Below are 23,221 nucleotides of genomic sequence, written 5' to 3' on the forward strand. Positions count from 1 at the left end.
CTAATGTTTATAATTATAGCATTTAATCTTATGCAGTTATATTTTTTTAGATGTATTAGAGGTTTTAGGAAGAAAAGAATGCTTCAAATAAATATTATTGAGGATATAAGAGATGAGAGATTTACAATAGAAGATACCTGGAATAATCCAGTATTTGAAAAAACTTAATGAAACAATAAAATTGGAAATTAATTATTTAAATTTTTGGGGGTAGGGGGAGTTATAACTATTTTTGCAACCTATAGAGCTGGTGGAATACCATTTCTTCAATATGATACAATAAAATGCAATTTCAGTAAAAATAAAAATTCTACTGGAATTTTGCTGCGAAATCTCTGTTAATATTTTTTATATCTTGACATTAGATATTATTATAATTCATAATAACTATGCCGGTGTTTTATTTAAATTGAAATAAATGAAAGAGGAGTGATTACAATAGAAATAATAGATTATCATATCCATTCTAATTTTTCGTTTGATGGGAAGAATGAAATTAAAGATATTATTGAAAAAGCAGTTGAACTTGGTCTATCAGAAATATGCTTTACGGAACATTTTTGTATTGATCCAGAGGATGTGAGTTATAACTTTCTAAATTATAATGAATATTCAAATCAAATATTGAAATTAAAGGAGAGTTATAAAGGCAAAATTAAAATAAAAAAAGGTCTTGAAATTGGGGAGCCTTGTGTTTTTAAAGAAGAACTTAATAATATAATTTCTAATATGGATTTAGATTTTATGATTGGTTCAATTCATAACATAAATCACAAAAAGTTAAGGTTATATATAGAAAACAAGCAAAAGGATGAAATATATCATACATATTTTCTTTATATATATGATATGGTCCGAAATGGGAATATAGATGTAATTGGACATTTAGATTTAATGAAAAGATATGCATTTTTACAATTTGGAAATTATAGCTTTAAAGATTTTGAAGATTTGATATATAATATACTAAAATGTGCTATTGAAAGAAACATTGGTATAGAAATTAACACATCAGGATTAAGAGATAAAGTAAATGAAATATATCCGTCAATTGATATAATTAAGCTATACTATAATCTTGGTGGAGAAATAATAACGATAGGATCAGATTCTCATTCTTGTGATGATTTAGCCAAAAATTATCTTGATATAATAGAATTGTTAAAAAATATTGGTTTTAAATATATTTTTAAATATGAAAAAAGAAAACCATTAGGTATTTTGATTAAATAGTAACTTATAAATTATATTAGGAGTTGGTAAGTATGAAATTATTAGCTGTTACTTCATGCCTTTCAGGGGTAGCGCATACTTATCTTGCTGCTGAAGCATTAGAGCGAGCAGCAAAAAAAAGAGGTATTGAGATTAAGATAGAAACACAAGGCGCAATGGGACAAGGGAATATAATCACAATGGAAGATATAAAAAATGCAGATGCTATAATATTAACAAAAGATGTAGATATAAAAGAGAAAGAAAGATTTAAAGGAAAACCTATTTTTTATATTAGTACCACAGATGCTGTACGAAGATCTGAACAGGTTATGAAAAAAATCGAAGAGTATTTTGTTACATCAAAAGAATGTAAATAGAATTAAAATAAAAACCGGCAAATAGTCGGCTTTTATTTTAATTCATCGTTTCCTATTCGGAATCAAGTACTTTTTTTACGCAATTAATGAATTTGTTTAGACATAAGTTATTATAATTTCTTTTCCAAATAATTGCAAAATCTACCCAGCTTTTTTCATTTATGGCTGGTATAAAAACAAGATTATCAAGGGCAATACGTTTTGTTGATTCAGGTAAAAGAGCTATACCAACATAACTTTCCACTAATGTAAATAAGCTAGTTACAATATTAACATAAGCAACAATATTAGGATAAAAACCATTTTCCATACATTGCATCGTTATTGAATTAAACCCTGCAATTGTAACATTGGGAGAAAAAGCAACAAATTTTTCATTAGATAATTCTACAATATCTATTTGTTTTTTATATGCTAAAGGATGATTTTTGGGCATTACTACACATATTGGATTTTTTTAATTATTAGATAGTCAAAATCTTCAGAGTTTTTTATTCCTTCCCAAAATGTAAAGACTGCATCGACATCGCCTTTGCAGAGAACTTCAATGCACTCATTTTCACCAAATTCCTTAAGCTTTATATTAACCTCCGGATTTTCTTTTGTAAATAACTTTATGCTTTCAGGAACAATTTTGATTGGAAAATCTCTAATAAAACCTATTCGTACAAATCCATTGTCGCCGTATTTAACCTGCTCAATATGGTTTATACTTTTTTCCCATTGGTTAATTATTTCCTTAGCATCATTTAAAAAAACCTTTCCATATACAGTAAGTTCTACACCACGTTTATTTCTCTTGAATAGGGGGACTCCTAGCTCATCTTCTAAATTAACAATTTGCTTACTTAAAGAAGGTTGGGATATATACATTAATTCAGCAGCTCTTGTAAAATTGAGTGTATTTGCAAGCATTATAAATGACTGAAGTGCTCTTATATCCATAGTGATACACATAAACTCCCTTCTGATTATCATTAATAAATTTAAAACATTAATTTATAAATCGGCTTGATATTATTATAACATTGTTTTTTTCTAAAATCAGGTAGTTGCTGCTTATCTTTGAAAGATTATAGCTCATTATAGTATAGTAATTCATTTTTGTAATAACAGATATTAACTTTATGTATTTCTCATGGATAATCAATGAAATTATAATAATTATTGTCAAATAGTTATTATAAAAGGGGGCTTCTATATGATTCAATATCCTAATATGTTTAAACCCTTGACGATTAAAAATACTACATTTAAAAATCGTGTTTTTGCTTCTCCTGTTACAACAGATAGGATAGTTGTAAATGGTTGTCCAACACAAGAATGCATTAATGCTTATGAAAACAGGGCACGAGGTGGATTTGCTGCAGTTACAGTTACAGAGACATTTATAGATTTTGACAGGGCTGCCCGTCATGATCACAGCCTGGATATCGTAAGTCCACATCTTACAGTACATCATATAGAATCCATTGTTGTCCTTGTAGAGGCAATAAAAGTGCACGGAGCTGTTGCTTCAATACAGCTAAACCATGTTGGGAATGCCAATCACCCTTCTATAATAAAAGACGGAAAAAATCCAATTGGGCCAATTTCTTTTGTTCGTGAAGATGGCATTGTAGTTGATGAAATGGATGAAGACATGATGATGGAAGTAGCAAATAATTATGCAAATGCAGTAGCTGCTGCAAAAGATTTTGGATTTGATATGGTTATGATCCATGGTGGTCACGGCTGGCTTCTGGCACAGTTTCTATCACCACTTACCAACAAACGTAAAGACAAGTATGGTGGAACCCTTGAAAATCGCACACGTTTTCCACTAATGGTTTTAGATGAAATTCGTAAAAAGGTTGGAACAGATTTTTTGATTGAATACCGTATGTCTGGTGATGAACGTGTACCTGGTGGACTTAAAATTGATGAAGCTGCTGAGTTTGCAGCTATGATTCAGGATAAAGTAGATCTTATCCATGTTATCTCAGGACTTTATCATAATCATGTGCAGTCAAAGGCTTTTTCTTCAATGTTTGATCCCCATGGATGTAATCTTGATCTTGCTGCTGCAATAAAGAATAAAGTACATATACCTGTTGTTGCAGTTGGAGGGTTTAATCATCTACAGCAAATTGAAGATGCTATTACATCAGGTAAGTGTGATTTTGTAGCCCTTGGCCGCCAGCAATTTGCAGATCCTGAATTTGTAAATAAAGCTTTAACAGGCAGAACAGATGAAATTGCTCCATGCCTTCGCTGTTCATGCTTTAACCCACTTGCACCTGATCCTAACAAAAGACCTATAATGAAACCCTTTCAATGTACTGTTAACCCCAAATCATGCCGTGAATTAAGACTTCAGTATGCACCAAAACCAATTTCATCTAAAAATGTAGTGGTTATTGATGGAGGTCCTGGTGGTATGTATGCAGCAATTACCGTTGCTGAACGTGGTCATAAAGTAACTCTAAAAGAAAAAAATTCACAGCTTGGAGGACTTCTCTGGTTTACAGATTATGATTGTCACAAGGATGATCTTCGTAGATATAAAGAGTCTTTAAAGGTAAGGCTAAAGCGTTTAGGCGTAAAAGTAGAATTAAATACAGAAGCTACTTTTGAACTTCTTAAAGATAAAAAACCTGATGCTGTTATATGTGCAGTAGGTTCTGAGCCTATTGTTCCAAAAATTAATGGAATAGAAAATGCAAAGCATGCACTTTTTGTTTATGAAGAACCTAAAAAAGTTGGGAAAAGAGTTATCATGATTGGTGGAGGTCTTGTAGGGTGTGAAATTGGTTATCATCTTGCTGAAAAAGGCCACGATGTACTTATAGTTGAAATGTTTGACGATATTGCAAGGGATGCGTATCCAAGCCATAAGGAAGCATTGATGTTGATACTTGAAAAAAGCTTAAGGATTAGGACAGGTGTAGTATGTACACGAATTTACCCAAATGGTATTATAGTAAAAGATAAAGATGGCAAAGAAATCTTTTATGAGGCAGATACAGTAGTTTATGCTGTTGGTATGAAACCAAAAAAAGATGTTGTTGAAAGCCTGCGTAGTTCTGTTGCAATGTTTAGAGCAATAGGAGATTGTGTAAAACCTGCAAAGGTTCTTGAGGCAGTAAGAGATGGAATGTTTGCAGCAATGGATATTTTATAATATAAATACTTAATATGTAAATTAAATTATATAAAAGTAGGCTATGACATTTCGTCATAGCCTACTTTTATAGTGCCATTGCAAATTTCAATATGAAAAGTGCAGTGAATATATACATTATAGGATGAACTTTACTTGCTTTACCAGTTACGATTTTAATTAATGTGTAGAATATAAATCCTACTGCAATTCCATTTGCTATGCTATAGGTAAAGGGCATCATAACGAGAGTAAAGAATGCAGGAACTGCTTCTTCAAAGTCTTCAAAGTTAACTTCCATTATTGAGCTTATCATAAGAATTCCAACTATTATAAGGGCTGGAGCAGTTGCAAAGGCTGGAACGATACCTGCAATCGGGGCAATAAACAAACAAAGAAGGAAGCATATTGCAGTAACAACTGATGTTAAGCCTGTTCTTCCGCCTTCGCTTATTCCTGCAAGGCTTTCTACATAGGTTGTAACGTTGCTTGTACCTAATAGTGCCCCTATTGATGTTGCAATTGCATCAGCAAAAAGTGCTCTATCTATTTTTCTTGGGAATCTTCCCTTCTTTGGTACTTCATTTGGATCATCGAATATATGGGTTTTTGAAGTAGTTCCAATGAATGTTCCGATAGTATCGAAGGTATCAACAAGGCTGAAGGAAATAATTATTGTAATTATTGATAAAAGTCCAATCTTTGCGCTGAATAAATCATTAAAGCTAAGCTTTAAAAAGGTTGGTGATAGGCTTGGTGGTGCGGATATTAATTTATCTGGTATAAAAATATTAAGACCTTTTACTCCAAAACTTGCCTGTGCAATCACACCAAGTACTGTTGTTGCTATAATTCCAATGAGTATTGAGCCCTTAACCCTTTTAATCATTAAAACTACTGTGAGCATAAGGCCAAATAGTGCAAGAAGAGTTTGAGGATTTTTTAAATTTCCAAACTGTACTAAGGTTTCAGGGGATGATACTACAAAGCCTGCCTCTTTAAGACCGATTAAGGCAATAAAAAGGCCGATTCCAGCACCTGTTGCCTTTTTAAGACTCTCAGGGATAGCATCAACTATCATAATTCTAACCTTAGTAAGAGTAATTATTATATTTATAATACCGCATATAAATACTATGGCAAGTGCTCCCTGCCAGGATATTTTAGCCGTTAGTACAACATAGAATGTAAAAAATGCATTCATTCCCATACCCGCAGCCTGTGCGAAGGGAACGTTTGCAAAGAGTCCCATGATTAAAGTTGCAATAACTGCAGAGATTATAGTTGCAACGAATACAGCCCCTATTATTTTATCGTTTCCTATAGAAAGTCCGGCTTTTACAACATCTGAGCCAAAAAGAGCTTTTTCATTCATACCAGCCTGGCTTAAAATTGATGGATTTACAAAGAGAATATAGGCCATGGTAATAAAAGTAGTAATACCTGCTATGATTTCAGTTTTAACGTTTGTTTTGTTTTCTTTCAGCTTAAAAAAGTTCTCCATATTAACACCCCTTCTTTAGTATTAAAGTGATTCTTGAAAATTACAATAAATGAACTTTAAATAATAAACATTAATCCGGTAAGCAGCTAATTAGTTATTAAAGATTTATAAATTAATATAGCAGGTTAAAGGAGACTTACCGAATCAAAGATTAAATAAAAAAGCATGAACCATATAAAGCGGTTCATGCATAGCTGCAAAGAATAAAGCAACAGCTTATGGATAAATCCGCTCATAGTCAGACAATTTACGGTCGTCTGGTAGAAACATCTGGTCCTTATTACCGGATTTATATGAGCTACAAAAACAATTGTTATATTACCAAAAATAATATGGGTTGTCAACAAAAAGTGAACATTAACTTAAAATATAATGTGATTGTTCGATTAATATATAAATTAAATCTAAGATAAAACCGCTTAATATTAGAATTATTAGCAACATAAAATATTTTACTTTGACTGAGTAGAAATTTAATGCTGATAAAACATAAAACAGTACAATATATGCAAAGATATATTGTACTTTCTTTTAAAAAACTATTTGATTATATCTGTTTCTTTAAGCTGTGATGCAGGAACATCCATAATATTTCCGCTGCTTAAATCTTTAACTTTTACACTGTTTTCATTAACGCTTTCAAGCCATACGGGTTTATTATTATAAACAACTTCAATATTATATGGGGAATTAATAATTTCTTTAGCTCGATTAAGCAACATAATACCCCTCCTTCAAAATTATTGTTTCCATGAAGGAGGGGTGATATTCATATATTATGAGCAGTATTTTTCAAGCAGTGTATTAAAAAGCCTTAAATGAAATTTTTCGTCTTCTATAATTTTTTCAATTACCTTATTGATATATTTATCCTTAATGTTCTTTTGAATAAAATTGTATGCATTAATTGCATTGATTTCGGATAAAATATCCTTTTCAAGTTTGAGCCTTATCTTAGCCTTATCTGTTTTATCTAAAGTTTCTTCATGGAATGCAAAGGGATTATCCATATATCCTATTGTCCCAGTACTGTAAAAATATTTGTTTGCGTTGAATAAAAACGGTTTCTCGCCAAGCAGTGTTATAAGCTCAGATAAAACTTCATAGTGATTCATCTCAATCATCGATATACATAAAAGTGCATTAGCTATGGTTTCATTTTCAATAGTTTCATGATGATAAAGATACTGGAGTATTGCTGCAAGTTCGCTGTCTTCACTACCAGAAAAGGCATTTAATAAAAGCTTTGCATATTCAGGGTTTTTCCTTTCAACCTTTATTTCCGGCATAGGCATTTTCGACTGGCATGGCAGCGATTTTATAAATTTGTCAACCTTCTCTTCGATTTCCTTTAAAGCCTCAATGTCTTTACAAGACTCCATAACTGCTCCTTATAAAATTATTACATTATATATATATTCATCTGTGAAATTTTAAATAATAATAATTTTAAAATATGTTGTACTAACTTAGCAAAATTAGTGTAAATGCAGCAATAGTATGATTGAAGCATTAAATATTACTAAAAATTCTAAGTGTATTCTCCCATGCTTGGTAAGGTTCTGAAAAACTATACTCTTAACTAAAAACATACTATCCATTTTGTAGCCACTAAGCTTATATATTGTGGCTAAAATTTTAGAGAGGTATTTTTTTAGAGGTTTACTTGGAACAGGGGAATTATAATATTACTTTAAAATAAGTTCCCTCATTGTTCCTACTACATAATTTATATCCTCTTTTGTAACCCAATAATTTGTTACAAATCTCATTATGCCGCCTTCATCACCGTTTATTTTTATTCCCTTTTTATAAAACTCTTCAACAAGCTTTGATGTGCTATAGCCTGTATCACTCATATCGAAGAAAACCATATTAATATGTATATCATCAAGAAAAACTTTAATATTAGGGATTTTTGAAAGTTCTCTGCCAAGATACAGAGCGTTTTCATGATCTTCCTTTAATCTTTCACGCATATTTTTAAGGGCTACAATTCCAGCAGCTGCGAGTATTCCAGCCTGTCTTAATCCTCCGCCCATAAGTTTTCTTTTCTTTCTTGCCCTTTCTATAAAATCTTTACTTCCTGCAAGTATTGAGCCGACAGGAGCACAAAGACCTTTTGAAAGGCAGAACATGACAGAATCGCAGTATCTTGTAATTTCACATGGTTCAACATTTAGATAGGATGCGGCGTTAAAAAGCCTTGCACCGTCGAGATGTACAGGTATATCATATTCTCTTGATATTTTAAATATTTTTTCCATATTATCAAGTGGAATTACTCTTCCGTTTGAGTGGGCATTTTCAAGGCATATAAGGCCTGTCTTTGGATAGTGTATATCTACTCCTCTTATTTTTGATTTTATTTCATCAGGATCTAACATACCCTTATTACTTTTTAGTGTTCTTAGCTGAACCCCAGCGATAACTGATGCTGCTCCTACTTCATGCACAACAATGTGGCAGTCATCGCCAAGAATAACCTCATCACCTCTATTGCAGTGGGTGAAAAGTGATAGCTGGTTTCCAAAGGTCCCGCTTGGTACAAAAATGGCAGCCTCCTTATTAACAAGTTTTGCTGCGTAATCTTCAAGCTCTATTACTGTTGGATCATCTCTGTAAACATCATCTCCCACTTCAGCCTCATACATAGCCTTTCTCATCTCTAAAGTTGGCATAGTAACTGTATCGCTTCTTAAATCTATATATCTCAAATTTATCCCTCCCTTAAATCTATAATATATTCTTTATAGTATAAAGTAAATATAATAAGTAACCGTCCCTCCCATTGTTACAATATTTCCAAAAAAATTTTAATAAATTAAACAAAAAATAGTAAAAAGTTCAATTAAATTATAGTAAATAGCAGGAATTAATAGGTTTATGTCGAAATAAATATTAAAAATGTTATATGAGGAGCAGTTATGAAGATACGTGATAGAATTATGGCAACACTTGTTATTTTATTTATAATATTTATGATTTCTTTCTATTTTGTTTCATACAAATATTTACTGGGAAATATTAAAGAAAATGAAAAGGAAAATTTGAAGAATAAATTAAATGAAATAAGTATGAGCTTAGATATAGAAAGGGATAATCTTAGGATACTTACTGGAGACTGGGCGATATGGGATGATACCTATGAATTTGTGAAACATAATGATAATGAATACAAAAAAAACAATTTAGACGAGGCTACTCTTAATAACTTAAAAATTGATATTTTTCTTCTATACGATAATGATGACAATTTATTAATCTCTAAGGTTAGGGGAACTGATGATTCCTTTGTAAAAATAAATGATGGGCAGATAAAGTCGATTGAAAAATATTTTAAGGTGCTATTAAATTTAAAAGATTCATCCGATGAAGCTTCAGGATTGACAATATTTAACGGTAAACCTATGCTAATCTCCTCAAGAGCTGTTACAGATTCCATAAAATCTATGCCTAAAAATGGAACTCTAATTATGGGAAAATATATTGAAAACGAAATGATTAATAGAATTGATAAAATGTTTAACTGCAGCGCAGCATTTATTATAGAATCTTCAAAAGCTATACCGGAAAACATAAAAAATGAACTTAAAACTGATGATGTTTATATTGAGGTACAAAATAAAAATAAGATTATAGTATATAAAAAATTATATGATGTTTTAAATAATACAGCTTGTTATCTTGTAGTAGAAAATGATAGGATTATGTATCTTCAAGGACTAAATTCTATAAAATTTTATATTATATTTTTGTCCGTTATTTGTGTAACTGTAATTATCTTTTTTTACTTTTTTATAAGTAAAAACATAATAAGACCAATTGAAAATATAAGCGAAGACCTTAGGGAGATTGCTCTTGATAGATATGATAAGGGGCTTGATGTTCAATATGAAAACGAAGAGCTTTCAAAATTAAGTGAAGATATTAATAGAATGCTGAGCAAAATATATAAGTATAATAAAGATATAAGTGAAAGTGAGAAAAAACTGAATATGGTACTGGAGGGTTCAAATTCAGGATACTTTGAATATGATATTGAATATGATATTTTAAATGTAAGCGATAAGGTTTTTGAAATATTAGGATATAAAAAAGATGAATTTGAATCAGTTTCAATCGATGAATGGAAAAAAAGAATTCACCCTGAGGATTATAATCATATTTATGGCTCATTTAAAAGAATGATTATGGGTTATACCTATGATAATCATCTCGAGTATAGATTTCAAACAAAAAATAATGAATATAAATGGGTTTATACTCAAGGGAAAATAGTTGAATATTTAGATAATAATTCTCCTAAAAAAATGCTTGGGATTATTATGGATATTGAAGATAAAAAGCACATGGAGAAGGAAATAAAATATCTGACCTATTATGATAAACTTACAGGATTATTTAACAGAGGATATTATGACTACTTAGCGGAACAAATAATTTCTCATGGAAGATATCCTATATCCGTAATAATATGTGATATAAACGGCCTTAAATTAATAAATGATAGTTTAGGACATGAGGCTGGTGATAAATTTATTAAGGAAACAGCTAAGATTATAAAAAGCTCTTGTCCTGAGGAAGCAGTAATATGCAGATGGGGCGGAGATGAATTTATTGTTCTTTTGGAAAATTGTGATGAAAAAGAAGTAGATAAAATAAGCCAAAATATTAAAAATGATATTGAACAAAATGTAAAATATGATAATACCTTATCAATAGGCTATGCAACTTTAAGTTCTGCCATAGAAGATATAAATATTTTAACAAGGCAGGCAGAAAAGGCACTATATAAGAATAAACTTTTAAATAAAAAGAGCATATATAATAATACTTTAATTCTTCTAAGCAGAACCTTGTTTGAAAAAAGCAGTGAAACAGAGGAACATGCTGATAGAATGGTAAGGCTTTGTGAAAAGATGGGAGCTAAATTAAATTTTTCAACACTTATGATAAATGAACTATCCCTTCTTGCAAAACTTCATGATATAGGGAAAATTGGGATACCCGATGATATATTAAATAAGCCTTCAAAGCTTTCTGATGCTGAGTTTGAAATAATTAAGAGCCACACTAAAATTGGATACAGAATAGTATCCTCTGTGCCTGATTTTGAAAACATTGCATATTATATTTTATGCCACCATGAAAGATACGATGGGAAGGGGTATCCAAATGGTCTTAAAGGGGAAGAAATCCCTCTTTTATCAAGAATAATAAGTATTGTTGATTCCTTTGATGTTATGACTCATGAAAGGCCCTATAAAAAAGCAATTTCAGAAAAGGAAGCGATTGATGAACTTAAAAGATGCTCTAAAACACAATTTGATCCAAATCTCGTAGATGTTTTTGTTCAAATTGCTAATGAAGAAAAAATTATATAACTTAAAAAGTTTATGGTATTCTATTTGATTTAACAAGCAATAGACTTAAGTTTCTGAGTTGTATAAGTGGCGGAAGTTTATACTTTAATAAAAGCAATTTATAAAATTACCCGTAGATTTTATTCTGCGGGTTTTTATATGTGTGCCCGGCATGGGCGACAGCTTGGCGGTGAAAGTCCACTATGGTTTGGTAGTGGGAACCATTAGCCAATGGCAAGGGTGTCCATCGTGAGGTGGAATCTGAAGGAAGCCTAAGGCAAAATGCCGGCTCGATGAACAAGAACCACATACGAGGCTGACTTGAGGCGGATGAGTTTGCGTAACAAAATAAAGTCCAACACTACCCGAACCTCATACAGTAAATGTGGCAAGTATATGAGATGTAACAGGAGGGACGGTTACTTATTATATTAAATAAATATAATATTTTATGCATGTCCCCCTAATTTTGGGGGTATTGTTTATAAAATAAGTAACCGTCCCTCGGCTTGTATTTTAAATATACAATTTTAAGACTAATGAATAGCCTTTCTCATCTTTTAAGTTAGTATGATTACTGTGTATTTTCAAAGGTCATGCAATTAAAATTTATTAATCCTTTAATTATAAATAATATATTTTTATTGCAGTAAGTATACATAATAAGTAACCGTCCCCCCTGTAGCATATATCTAAAAACAAATTTTCAAATATATGTTCAAATAAGTAAAAAATGTTGCAATAATTAGGAAATATTAGATAAATTAACAAAATGTAATTGTACAAGCCTAAATATTAAAATATTCAGAAAATTAAAATATGAAATGATTTTTATTTCATGTATAATAAAATTAGAAAGCAAATCATATTTCAAAATTTAACTAAATATAATATTAATGGTTCTCCGAGTTTATCTATCCCCTTGGGATATTTAAACCGTTAGGGCATAAAGAGCAATCTTTATACCTGCCAGTGCGCAAAGGAGTTCATCTTAAAGATTTTTTCTTTAGGGTGAACTTTTTTATTTTAAAATAAGAAGGGGGGTATCTGGAGCCGAGATTCGGTGTCCAGGGGAAAATTGAGCAAAGTTTTAATGATTTCACCTGACAAATGCATAAGCTGTAGGACCTGCGAGATTATATGCTCTTTTACAAAGGATAAAGAGTTCAACCCAAAGAACTCTGCAGTGTCTGTGCTTACATATGAGGAGGCTTTAATATCAGTTCCAATCATGTGTATGCACTGTGAAGATGCAGCCTGTGAAAAGGTTTGTCCTGTTGGCGCAATAAAGAGAGTTGATAATGCAGTAGTTGTTGACCATGAAAAGTGCATAGGCTGTAAGATGTGTATAAGTGCATGTCCTCTTGGGAACATAACCTTCAACTCAAAACAAAAAAAGATTGTAAAATGCGATCTTTGCGGCGGCGATCCACAATGTGCTAAATTCTGCCCATCCGGTGCTATTGAGTATAAGGAAGCAACTCCAAATAACCTTAACAGAAAGAGAATAATCGCAGAGAAATTTAAGGAGTTGTTTGAGGAGGTGGAGAAATAATGTTCGGTTGGACTGGTAAGATTTTAAGAGTTAATCTTACAGAGGGCACTATTAAAGCTGAACCTCTAAACATGGATGATGCTAAAAAATATCTCGGAGCAAGAGGACTTGGAACTAAAATTTTCATGGATGAAGTTGATCCAAATGTTGAGCCTTTCAGCCCAGATAATAAACTTATATTTATGACAGGCCCATTAACAGGTACCTTTGCAAGCTCATCTGGAAGATATGAAGTAATTGCAAAAGCACCCCTTACAGGAACAATAGGAGCTTCAAACTCAGGAGGACATTTTGGACCTGAGCTTAAATTTGCAGGGTATGATGGAATTATTTTTGAAGGAAAATCAGAAAAGCCTGTTTATCTTTATATAAATGATGACAAGGTAGAATTAAGATGTGCTGAGCACCTTTGGGGAAAGACTGTTTATGAAACAACTGATATTTTATTAAAGGAAAACGGAGATGATTTTAGAGTATCATGTATAGGTCCTGCAGGAGAAAAACTTGTACTGTTTGCAGGAGTTCTAAATGATAAGCATAGAGCAGCAGGAAGATCAGGACTTGGAGCAGTTATGGGCTCAAAAAATCTAAAGGCTGTTGCTGTTAGGGGATCAAATTCCATAAAGGTTGCTGATCCTGAGCAATTTAAGGAAGCCTGCATCGATGCAAGGGCAAAGCTTAAAGCTCACCCTGTAACAGGAGCAGGACTTCCAACATATGGTACTGAAATACTTGTTAATATATTAAACCAGAGCGGAGCACTTCCAACAAGAAACTGGAGAGACGGAGGAATATTTGAAAACGCTGAAGATACAAGCGGAGAGGCATTAACAGAAAAATATCTTGTTAGAAATAAAGGCTGCTTTGGCTGCAATATAGGCTGTGGAAGGGTAACAAGAATACCAGATGGAAAGTTTAAGAGCACCGGTGAAGGCCCTGAATATGAGGCAGGATGGGCCTATGGTGCAGACTGCGGAGTAAAAGACCTTGACGCTATATGTAAAGCAAGCTTTATATGCAACGAATACGGCCTTGATCCTATAACTATGGGTTCTACTATTGCCTGTGCTATGGAGCTTTATGATAAGAAAATTATAACTAAAGAGGATGTAGGATTTGAGCTTAAATTCGGCGATGGAGAAGCTATAGTTGAGCTGACAAGAATGGCAGCTCTAAGAGAGGGCTTTGGAGATGTTCTTGCTATGGGTTCCTACAGAATGGCAGAAAAATATGGCCATCCAGAGCTTTCAATGTCAGTTAAAAAGCAGGAAATGCCTGCTTACGATGCGAGAGGAGTTCAGGGAATAGGATTAAACTATGCAACTTCCAACAGAGGAGGCTGCCATGTTAGAGGATATACTATATCTCCAGAAGTTTTAGGAGTACCTCAAAAACTCGACCAGCTTGTAACTGATGATAAAGCAAACTGGGTTAAGTTATTCCAAGACCTTACTGCAGTTGTTGATTCAGCTGGATTGTGCCTCTTTGTAACCTTTGGAATAGGTCTTCCAGAAATAGCTGAGATGCTAAGGACAGCAACTGGTTTTGACATGAGCGATGAAGAGGTATTAAAATGCGGTGAGAGAATATGGAATTTAGAGAGAATGATTAACATAAAAGCAGGATTTACAAAGAAAGATGATACTCTCCCGCCAAGGCTTTTAAGCGAGCCCCTTGAAAAAGGACCAGCAAAGGGTAAGGTAAGTGGTGTTCCAGTAATGCTTGAGGAATATTATAAGGTTAGAGGATGGAGCGAGGATGGAGTTCCAACTGAGGAGAAATTAAAAGAACTTGAAATAGAGCTCTAATTTAAAAGGGGGTGCCGCATTAAGTAATTTTCATACAGTATATTGGTTAGTTAAGCTTAAGCTAACACAATATGTTGTAGGTTTTATCTTAGTGCGGCAGCCCCTTTATAAAAGATTTATGGAGTGATTTGATGAAAGTTAAGTTTTTTGCTTTTTTTAGAAACTATGCAAAATGCAAGGAAACTGATGTGCCTTTATATAATGATTTAAGAGAGCTTTTAGATTTTCTTTGCCAAAAATATGGTAAGGAATTTGAGGGAAAGGTATATACAAAGAACAGGGAAATATCTGATGAAGTTATTATCCTTATAAACGGAAGGCATATAGCTCATCTTGAGGGCATTAACACAAAGCTCAAAGAGGGCGATGAGGTTTGCATATTCCCTGTGGCGGCAGGAGGCTAAAATTAAGGAAGGTGATATTTTGATTGAAATAAAAGATATAATTGAAAAGTACCCAAGGGAAAAAAGATATACCCTTGCAATGCTTCAGGATGTACAAAAGCAGTTTAACTATATACCAAGGCAGGCTCTTATGATGATATCAGAATATGTAGATACCCCACTTAGCAGTCTTTACAGCATGGCAACTTTCTATAAGGCACTAAGCTTAAAGCCAAAGGGTAAATATATAATAAAGGTTTGCGATGGTACTGCCTGCCATATACGCTCCTCAATGGTTTTAATAGATGAAATATATAATATATTAAAGATAAGGATAGGAGAGACGACGGAGGATGGAATGTTTTCTCTTGAAACAGTAAACTGCCTTGGCTCCTGTGCTATAGCTCCAGTTATGGTTGTTAACGATAAATACTACGGGAAAGTAACCCCTGCTATGGTAAGGGAAATAATAAAGGAGTACGGGGGTGAAAAAAATGAGTGATAGAAAAATAGTTAAGGTATGTTGTGGTACAGGCTGCCTTGCAAACGGGAGCGGCGTATTGTTTGAAAAACTTTTAGAAAAGTCAAAGATAAAAGGGGATTTTGCAGTTGATATATTAGTAAAGTCAACAGGCTGTAACGGTCTTTGCGAAAAGGGGCCTTTAATAAAGATAGAACCTGATGGAATAACCTATTGTAAGGTTAAACTATCTGATATAGATGAAATATATGAAAAGACAATATTAAAGGGAGAGGCAATTGAAAGGCTTTTATTCAGCGATTCTTCCGGTAAAAAGACAAAATCTCATAAGGATACAGAGTTTTATAAAAGGCAGGTAAAGCTTGCCCTAAGGAATATAGGCGAAATTGATCCTACATGTATTGAGGATTATATTGAAAGGGACGGATATAAGGCTATATACAAAGCCCTATTTGAAATGACTCCTGAGGATATTATAAAAGAGGTTGAAAAATCAAAAATAAGAGGAAGAGGCGGTGCTGGATTTTTAACCTATAGAAAGTGGATGGGGGCAAAGAAGGTAGATAGCTTTCCAAAGTATGTTGTGTGCAACGGAGATGAAGGAGATCCCGGTGCGTTTATGGACAGGAGCGTAATGGAGGGGGATCCCCACAGCATAATAGAGGGAATGATAATATGTGCAAGGTATCTTGATTCACATAAGGGATATATCTACATAAGGGATGAATATGGACTTGCTATTAAAAATATGAAAGCAGCAATCGAAGATGCAAAAAATCATGGATATCTTGGTAAAAACATTTTAGGCAGCGGTTTTGATTTTGATATTGAAATTGTAAGAGGCGGAGGGGCCTTTGTTTGCGGGGAGTCAACGGCTCTGATGTCATCTATTGAAGGAAAGGTTGGGGAACCAAGGGCAAAGTATATACACTCAAACGAAAAGGGACTTTGGGGACAGCCAACTGTATTGAATAATGTTGAGACCTGGGCAAACATACCCCTTATAATACTTAAAGGAGGGGAGTGGTTTGCAGGTTACGGAACTGAAAACAGCAAGGGTACTAAAGTATTCTCCCTTGTTGGAAAGGTTAAAAATACAGGACTTGTTGAAGTGCCTATGGGTACTACCTTAAGGGAGCTTATATTTGATATCGGGGGCGGAATTATTGGTAATAAAAAATTTAAGGCTGTTCAAACGGGAGGACCATCGGGAGGCTGCATTCCAGAGGGACTTTTAGATTTAAAGGTTGACTTTGATACGTTAACAGAGGCTGGCTCTATGATGGGCTCAGGCGGAATGATTGTAATGGATGAGAGAACTTGTATGGTAGATGTTGCAAGATATTATATAAAGTTTTTATCAGAAGAGTCCTGCGGAAAGTGTGCACCATGCAGAGAAGGTATAAAGAGAATGCTTGAGATATTAACTGATATTTGTGAAGGAAGAGGAAAAGAAGGAGATATTGAGCTTTTAGAGGAAATTTGCAGCATGGTTGAAAGTGCAGCTCTTTGCGGACTTGGAAAGACTGCGCCAAACCCAGTTATGACAACTTTAAAATATTTTAAAGATGAATATATTGAGCATATAGAAAACAAAAGATGCCCTGCAGGAGTTTGCAAAAACCTTACAACATTCTTTATAGATTCTGAAAAATGTGTAGGCTGCGGCCTTTGCAGGAAAAACTGCCCTGCAGATTGTATAAGCGGTGAAATTAAAAAGCCCCACTTCATTGATGCTTCAAAATGTATAAAATGCGGAAGCTGTATTGAAAACTGCAGATTTAGTGCTGTAAAGGTGAAATAGGGGGTGGGATAATGATAATAAAAATAGATGGTAAAGAGTGCACAGCTCAAAAAGGGGAGTATCTTTTAAGTATTGCAAGAAGAAACGGCATTGAAATACCAACCCTTTGCCACAGCGATGCACTGCCGGGCATTGGAAGCTGCAGGCTTTGCATAGTTGAGGTTGTTGAAAAAGGCAGGTCCAGAGTAGTAACCTCCTGCATATTTCCTGTAATGGGTGAGATAGAAGTTTTAACTAATTCAAAAAAGATAAGGAATATGAGAAAAACTCTTTTAATGCTTTATCTTGCAAGAGTGCCTGAGAATGAAAAAATTAAAAAGCTTGCAGAGGAATATGGGGCGGTGGTTCCTGAAAGGTTTAGCGCTGACAAAAGTGAGGACTGCATACTCTGCGGTCTTTGCGTAAAGGCATGTGAGAGCCTTGGAAGCAGTGCTATTTCAACGGTAAACAGGGGAGTTACCAAAAAGGTATCAACTCCCTATGATGAACCTTCAAAGGAGTGCATAGGATGCGGCTCCTGTGCCTATGTGTGCCCAACTAATGCGATGAAGATAAAGGAGAAAGATGGAATAAGGACTATATGGAATAAGGATTTTAAACTTATAAAATGCGAAAAGTGTGGAGAATATTTTGCAACAAAGGAGCAGATAGAATATATAAATAAGAAAAAAGGCTTTAATTTAGAGGATGAGATGCTTTGCGATAAATGTAAAAAGAAAAAGGCAGGAGAGAGGCTAAAGGAAGTATTTGAGGATTATAGGGAATAGAATCAAAATCCCTCAGCAAATAAAATGCTGAGGGATTTTTATGAAATTAGCAGGGAATTATAACATGAAAAATTTTATAGCGTATTACCAATTGAATTGATAATAAATTCGATATTTGTGAGATTAATAAATCTAATGATATAATAAAAATACATATAGATAGAAATTTTTTACTGTCTTTTATACAGGGGGTACATTTGATGCACAAAATTATGATTATTGAAGATGATATGACAATTGCAAGGATTATAAAGGAGCATTTGTGCAAATGGAATTATGATGCCGCTAATATTACGGATTTTAAAAATATTATTGAACAAATAATATCTTTTCAGCCTCAGCTAATACTACTCGATGTCATGCTTCCTTTTTTTAATGGTTTTTATTTATGCGGAGAAATACGAAAGATATCAAAGGTTCCAATTATTTTTATTTCTTCAGCTAATGATAATATGAATATAATTATGGCTATGAACATGGGTGGAGATGATTTTATTGTAAAACCATTTGATTTAAATGTTTTGACTGCAAAAGTAGGTGCCTTGATAAGGAGAACATACTCTTTTAATGGTAAGATGAATATTATTGAGCATAAGGGAGTCATATTAAATCTTAATGATACAACTTTAAATTACAAAAATAACAAAATCATACTTACAAAGAATGAATACAAAATTCTTCAGATTTTAATGGATAATATAGGAAAAGTAGTTTCCCGTGAAGAGATAATGCAGCATCTTTGGGAAAACGATGAATTCGTTGATGATAATACTCTCACAGTTAATATAACAAGGTTGAGAAAAAAACTTGAAGAATTTGGACTTGAAAACTTTATAATAACAAAAAAGGGACTTGGATATATGGTGGAATGATATGAAAGAGTTTATAAATATATTAAAATCATTTTTAAAACGAAATATTATAAATATTATTATAGTTAGTATTATATTTAGTATTTTTTTAATTATATTTTTGCTATATTCTATTCCCTTAGAACCAATTTTATATGCTTTTCTTTTAGCTATTGCTTTTATTTGTGTAATTGCTGCCTTTGGTTATATAAAATTTTACAAAAAACATATTCTGCTTAAAAGGTTGACAAAAGGCATTATTTTTTCGGATTTTATATTTCCACAATCAAAGGATATTATTGAACAGGACTATCAGGATTTAATTAAAATTATTGAAAAAAATCGTATAGATGTTATAAATGAAAAGGACAGAGCTTTTTCTGATATGCTCGAATATTATACTATTTGGGTTCATCAAATTAAAACCCCTATTGCTGCTATGAAACTGATTCTTCAATCTGAAAATACATATATAAACAATGAACTTTTAGATCAGCTTTTTAAAGTTGAACAATATGTTGAAATGGTTCTTCAATATCTGCGTATGGAGAACATGAACTCAGATTTGATGTTTAAAAGATGTTCCCTTGATGACATAATAAAACAGGCAGTAAGAAAATATTCAAAGTTATTTATTCGAAAAAAAATAAAGCTGAATTATGAAAATTTAAACTGTAGTATTCTTACGGATGAAAAATGGCTTACTTTTGTTATAGAACAGATATTATCAAATGCTTTGAAATATACAAATGAGGGTGAAATATCAATTTATATGGATAAAGATGCGCCTTATACACTAGTTATAGAAGATACGGGGATAGGCATAGAGCAGGAGGATTTACCTCGTGTATTCGAAAAGGGTTTTACAGGATATAATGGGAGAATAAATAAAATATCAACAGGTATAGGATTGTATCTTTGCAAGCAGATTTTAACAAAAATGTCCCATACTATTAAAATCGAATCAGAAGTTGGCAAGGGGACTAAAGTAAAAATAGGACTTGATACATATAATGTGTTTATAGAATAATTACAACCTTACAAAAATGTAAGTTTTAAAGAGAAAATGTAAGCCTGAAACAGGGAAGCGCATTTTCTTTTTTGTTACAATGAATAAGAAAACAGAAAGGAGGATTAAATTATGTCAATATTAGAAGTTAAAAATTTAAAAAAAGTATACACTACAAGGTTTGAGGGAAACACTGTTCAAGCTCTTTCTAATGTGTCATTTTCAATAGAAAAAGGAGAATATGTTGCCATAATGGGCGAGTCAGGCTCTGGCAAAACAACACTTTTAAATATTATTGCAGCTCTTGACAAACCTACAAGCGGAGATGTTTTATTGAATGATAAAAGTATAATATCAATTAAGGAAAAGGATATATCAGCCTTCAGACGTGATAATTTAGGGTTTGTATTTCAGGATTTTAATTTGCTTGATACATTTTCTGTTCAGGATAATATATTTTTACCTCTTGTACTGGCAGGAAAAACTTATGATGAAATGGATGAAAGACTTAAAGTAATTGCAAAAAAGCTTGGAATCAGCGATATACTTATTAAATATCCCTATGAGATTTCAGGAGGACAAAAGCAAAGAACAGCTATTGCCCGTGCACTTATTACAAAACCTCAGCTTATTCTTGCCGATGAGCCAACAGGTGCTCTCGACTCCCGCTCTTCCGAGGGGCTTTTAAAATTGTTTGAGGAAATAAATAATGAGGGACAGACAATTCTTATGGTTACACATAGTATAAAAGCTGCAAGTAAAGCAAAAAGAGTTATGTTTATAAAAGATGGAGAGATATTTCACCAGATTTATAAAGCTTCAATGACAGATGAGAAAATGTATCAGAAAATTTCAGATACTCTTACGATGATTGTTACAGGTGGTGAAAGAAATGAGTAATTTTTTTTATCCTAAAATAGCTGTAAATAATATACAGAAAAACAACAAAACGTATATTCCTTATATTTTGGCTTGTATATGTACAATAATAATGTTCTATAATATGAGTTTTTTGTCAGCAGCAAAAAATATTGGAAATTTAAGTGACAGCAGGAGTTTAAGACAGATTCTTATATTTGGAGAAGGTGTAGTAGGAATATTTTCAATTATTTTTTTGTTTTATAATAATAGATTTTTAATTAAAAGACGAAAAAAAGAGTTTGGGCTTTTTAATATACTTGGAATGGAGAAAAAGCATATTGCAAGAGTTATGTTTTTTGAGATGACAATAATTATGATTATAAGTATTATAGCTGGTATTTTAGCAGGGATACTTCTCAGCAAGCTTATGATTTTGATTCTTTTTAAAATAATAACGTTTAAAGTTGTTTTTGGGTTTGAAATTCCGATTAAGTCTGTAATTCATACAGCTATTTTATTTAGCGGGATTTTTATTGTAAACCTTATTTACAATATTTTTCAGGTGCATTTGTCTAATCCTATTGAACTTTTAAAAGAAACAAATGCAGGTGAAAGGGAGCCAAAGACAAAATGGATTATAGCAGCAATTGGAGCAGTATGTCTTGCAGCAGGATATTATATTTCTTTAACTACAAAATATCCTCTTGCAGCAGTAGGTGGCTTTTTTACTGCAGTTATTCTGGTTATTATAGGTACTTATTGTATTTTTATTTCTGGAAGCATTGTAGTTTTAAAAATGCTGCGTAAAAACAAAAAGTATTACTATAAATTGAATCATTTTGTTTCAATTTCAAGTATGCTTCATCGTATGAAGCAGCATGCAGCAGGGCTTTCAAACATATGTATATTATCAACAATGGTTATTGTTATGCTTTCTACTACAATTTCTATGTATGCAGGAATAGAAGATGTTTTACGAAACAGATATCCAAGAAATATATCAGTTTATGTTTCTAAAGTTTCAGAAAGCCAGATAAAAAAGATTAATAATGCAATTGAAAAACAAACATCCATTCTTAATGCTGCTCCAAAGAATATAATTAATTATCATTATATTTATTTTATTACAATACAAAAAGGTGAAAGATTTACTATTAAAGAAATAGATAACTATTTTCCACCTGATGCGGCAGAACTGGTATTAGTTACAATTGACGATTACAATCGAATTGCAAACGAATCGGAATCGCTTTCAAAAGGAGAAGTACTTTTATATAGTTTGAATGGAAATATAGAAGGCGATGTAATAAATATAAGCGGTTTAAAGCTTAATATTAAAAGACGATTATCCTCTCTTTATAAAGAAGGCAGGTTAACTTCAATCATGGCAAACAGTTATTTTTTAGTCGCTGATATGGATACAATAAAAGAGGTTCAAAATCTGCTTAATAGCGGCAGAAATAATGTGGAACATTTTTCTTATTACTATGGATTTGATGTAAATGCTAAAAGAGATATTCAAATAAAACTTACTAATGCTTTAAAAAATGATTTAACAAAAATAAATCCTAAAGTTAATGTTGAAGGAGCAGAAAGGGAAAGAGAAGGATTTTATGTATTATTTGGAGGATTGTTTTTTCTTGGTATTTTCTTGGGTCTTTTATTTATTATGGCAGTAGTTCTTGCTATGTATTATAATCAGATTTTAGAAGGGTATGACGATAAAGAACGTTACAATATTATGAAAAAGATTGGCATGAGCTGTGAAAAAATCAGGCAGATTATTAAAAATCAGGTACTTACAGTATTTTTCCTGCCTCTTGTTATAGCTGTAATCCATCTTATGTTTGCCTTTAATATACTTACTAAGTTTCTTGCAATGCTTAATTTTACAAATGTAAATTTATTTATTATATGTACAATAATAACTATTTGTGTTTTTTCTGTAATTTATACAATTGTATATGCTTTAACTGCAAAAACTTATTATCAGATTGTAAGAGAGTAAAATAACTTAAAAGTTTTATATAGGTTTAAAAAAATAGTCTTATTTACAAAATACTATAATTACTTCAATTAAAATTAATTTATAAACTAA

21 protein-coding genes and 2 riboswitches are annotated in these 23,221 nt (G+C 32.3%); of the genes, 15 read left to right on the forward strand and 6 right to left on the reverse strand.

Translation table 11 applies throughout. The annotated features are described in order from the left end of the window. Positions 1-204: 204 nt before the first annotated feature. The 3 genes from B5D15_RS15510 to B5D15_RS12775 all read left to right on the forward strand — a co-directional run bounded on the left by B5D15_RS15510 (position 205) and on the right by B5D15_RS12775 (position 1,592). Complete coding sequence (locus B5D15_RS15510) at positions 205-342, forward strand: hypothetical protein (protein ID WP_179122307.1); 138 nt, start codon at positions 205-207, stop codon at positions 340-342. 87 nt (positions 343-429) lie between these two features. After that, complete coding sequence (locus B5D15_RS12770) at positions 430-1,233, forward strand: histidinol-phosphatase HisJ family protein (RefSeq protein WP_078697503.1); 804 nt, start codon at positions 430-432, stop codon at positions 1,231-1,233. A 32-nt stretch (positions 1,234-1,265) separates the two neighbouring features. Next, positions 1,266-1,592: a PTS fructose-like transporter subunit IIB gene (locus tag B5D15_RS12775; protein WP_078697504.1), complete on the forward strand. Its 327-nt coding sequence runs from the start codon at positions 1,266-1,268 to the stop codon at positions 1,590-1,592. A gap of 52 nt (positions 1,593-1,644) precedes the next feature. Here B5D15_RS12775 and B5D15_RS12780 read toward each other — a convergent pair whose 3' ends face one another. Further along, positions 1,645-2,028: a LysR family substrate-binding domain-containing protein gene (locus tag B5D15_RS12780; protein ID WP_078697505.1), complete on the reverse strand. Its 384-nt coding sequence runs from the start codon at positions 2,026-2,028 to the stop codon at positions 1,645-1,647. Positions 2,029-2,030: 2 nt separating this feature from the next. Further along, positions 2,031-2,537, reverse strand: coding sequence for a LysR family transcriptional regulator (locus tag B5D15_RS12785; RefSeq protein ID WP_179122308.1), 507 nt, complete (start codon positions 2,535-2,537; stop codon positions 2,031-2,033). A gap of 256 nt (positions 2,538-2,793) precedes the next feature. Between B5D15_RS12785 and B5D15_RS12790 the strand changes: the two genes are divergently transcribed. Then, positions 2,794-4,755: an oxidoreductase gene (locus tag B5D15_RS12790; RefSeq protein WP_078697507.1), complete on the forward strand. Its 1,962-nt coding sequence runs from the start codon at positions 2,794-2,796 to the stop codon at positions 4,753-4,755. Positions 4,756-4,822: 67 nt separating this feature from the next. On the opposite strand, the gene B5D15_RS12795 is transcribed toward B5D15_RS12790, so the two are convergent. The 4 genes from B5D15_RS12795 to ltaE form a co-directional block, all read right to left on the reverse strand. Then, positions 4,823-6,238, reverse strand: a complete 1,416-nt coding sequence (locus B5D15_RS12795) for an NCS2 family permease (protein ID WP_078697508.1) — start codon at positions 6,236-6,238, stop codon at positions 4,823-4,825. Between the two features lie 215 nt (positions 6,239-6,453). Continuing rightward, positions 6,454-6,555, reverse strand: a riboswitch (purine riboswitch). A 222-nt stretch (positions 6,556-6,777) separates the two neighbouring features. Continuing rightward, positions 6,778-6,960, reverse strand: coding sequence for an H-type small acid-soluble spore protein (locus B5D15_RS12800; protein ID WP_078697509.1), 183 nt, complete (start codon positions 6,958-6,960; stop codon positions 6,778-6,780). Between the two features lie 54 nt (positions 6,961-7,014). After that, positions 7,015-7,620, reverse strand: a complete 606-nt coding sequence (locus B5D15_RS12805) for a manganese catalase family protein (RefSeq protein ID WP_078697510.1) — start codon at positions 7,618-7,620, stop codon at positions 7,015-7,017. Positions 7,621-7,926: 306 nt separating this feature from the next. After that, positions 7,927-8,955, reverse strand: coding sequence for a low-specificity L-threonine aldolase (gene ltaE / locus B5D15_RS12810; protein WP_078697511.1), 1,029 nt, complete (start codon positions 8,953-8,955; stop codon positions 7,927-7,929). Positions 8,956-9,165: 210 nt separating this feature from the next. Between ltaE and B5D15_RS12815 the strand changes: the two genes are divergently transcribed. From B5D15_RS12815 to B5D15_RS12865, 11 genes are all read left to right on the forward strand, one after another. Next, a complete protein-coding gene (locus B5D15_RS12815; RefSeq protein ID WP_078697512.1) occupies positions 9,166-11,625 on the forward strand; it encodes an HD domain-containing phosphohydrolase in 2,460 nt (819 codons plus the stop codon). A gap of 869 nt (positions 11,626-12,494) precedes the next feature. After that, a riboswitch (molybdenum cofactor riboswitch) is annotated at positions 12,495-12,605 on the forward strand. 77 nt (positions 12,606-12,682) lie between these two features. Then, entirely contained in the window at positions 12,683-13,159 is a 477-nt protein-coding gene (locus B5D15_RS12820) for a 4Fe-4S dicluster domain-containing protein (protein ID WP_078697527.1), read from the forward strand. Further along, positions 13,159-14,967 carry an aldehyde ferredoxin oxidoreductase family protein gene (locus tag B5D15_RS12825; RefSeq protein WP_143287318.1) on the forward strand — a complete coding sequence of 603 codons (1,809 nt, stop codon included), beginning with the start codon at positions 13,159-13,161 and terminating at the stop codon, positions 14,965-14,967. Before B5D15_RS12820 ends, B5D15_RS12825 begins: the two co-directional genes overlap by 1 nt. A gap of 131 nt (positions 14,968-15,098) precedes the next feature. After that, positions 15,099-15,371 carry a ubiquitin-like small modifier protein 1 gene (locus B5D15_RS12830; RefSeq protein WP_078697514.1) on the forward strand — a complete coding sequence of 91 codons (273 nt, stop codon included), beginning with the start codon at positions 15,099-15,101 and terminating at the stop codon, positions 15,369-15,371. A 19-nt stretch (positions 15,372-15,390) separates the two neighbouring features. Then, positions 15,391-15,852, forward strand: coding sequence for a complex I 24 kDa subunit family protein (locus B5D15_RS12835; RefSeq protein WP_242948752.1), 462 nt, complete (start codon positions 15,391-15,393; stop codon positions 15,850-15,852). Further along, on the forward strand, positions 15,845-17,635 hold the full coding sequence (locus B5D15_RS12840; RefSeq protein ID WP_078697516.1) for an NADH-quinone oxidoreductase subunit NuoF: 1,791 nt from the start codon (positions 15,845-15,847) through the stop codon (positions 17,633-17,635). Before B5D15_RS12835 ends, B5D15_RS12840 begins: the two co-directional genes overlap by 8 nt. Before the next feature lie 11 nt (positions 17,636-17,646). Continuing rightward, the gene (locus B5D15_RS12845) at positions 17,647-18,402 is read left to right on the forward strand and encodes a 2Fe-2S iron-sulfur cluster-binding protein (protein ID WP_078697517.1); all 756 of its coding nucleotides are present in this window, start codon (positions 17,647-17,649) and stop codon (positions 18,400-18,402) included. 200 nt (positions 18,403-18,602) lie between these two features. Beyond that, complete coding sequence (locus B5D15_RS12850) at positions 18,603-19,274, forward strand: response regulator transcription factor (protein WP_078697518.1); 672 nt, start codon at positions 18,603-18,605, stop codon at positions 19,272-19,274. 1 nt (position 19,275) lies between these two features. Further along, positions 19,276-20,283, forward strand: a complete 1,008-nt coding sequence (locus B5D15_RS12855; protein ID WP_078697519.1) for a sensor histidine kinase — start codon at positions 19,276-19,278, stop codon at positions 20,281-20,283. Between the two features lie 111 nt (positions 20,284-20,394). Continuing rightward, on the forward strand, positions 20,395-21,162 hold the full coding sequence (locus B5D15_RS12860) for an ABC transporter ATP-binding protein (RefSeq protein WP_078697520.1): 768 nt from the start codon (positions 20,395-20,397) through the stop codon (positions 21,160-21,162). Further along, a complete protein-coding gene (locus B5D15_RS12865) occupies positions 21,155-23,131 on the forward strand; it encodes an FtsX-like permease family protein (RefSeq protein ID WP_078697521.1) in 1,977 nt (658 codons plus the stop codon). The genes B5D15_RS12860 and B5D15_RS12865 overlap by 8 nt, the downstream gene beginning before the upstream one ends. The last annotated feature ends 90 nt before the right edge of the window (positions 23,132-23,221 follow it).

Origin of the sequence: Caloramator quimbayensis, from assembly GCF_900167605.1 — a bacterium.
In the GTDB taxonomy this organism is placed as follows: domain Bacteria; phylum Bacillota; class Clostridia; order Clostridiales; family Caloramatoraceae; genus Caloramator_B; species Caloramator_B quimbayensis.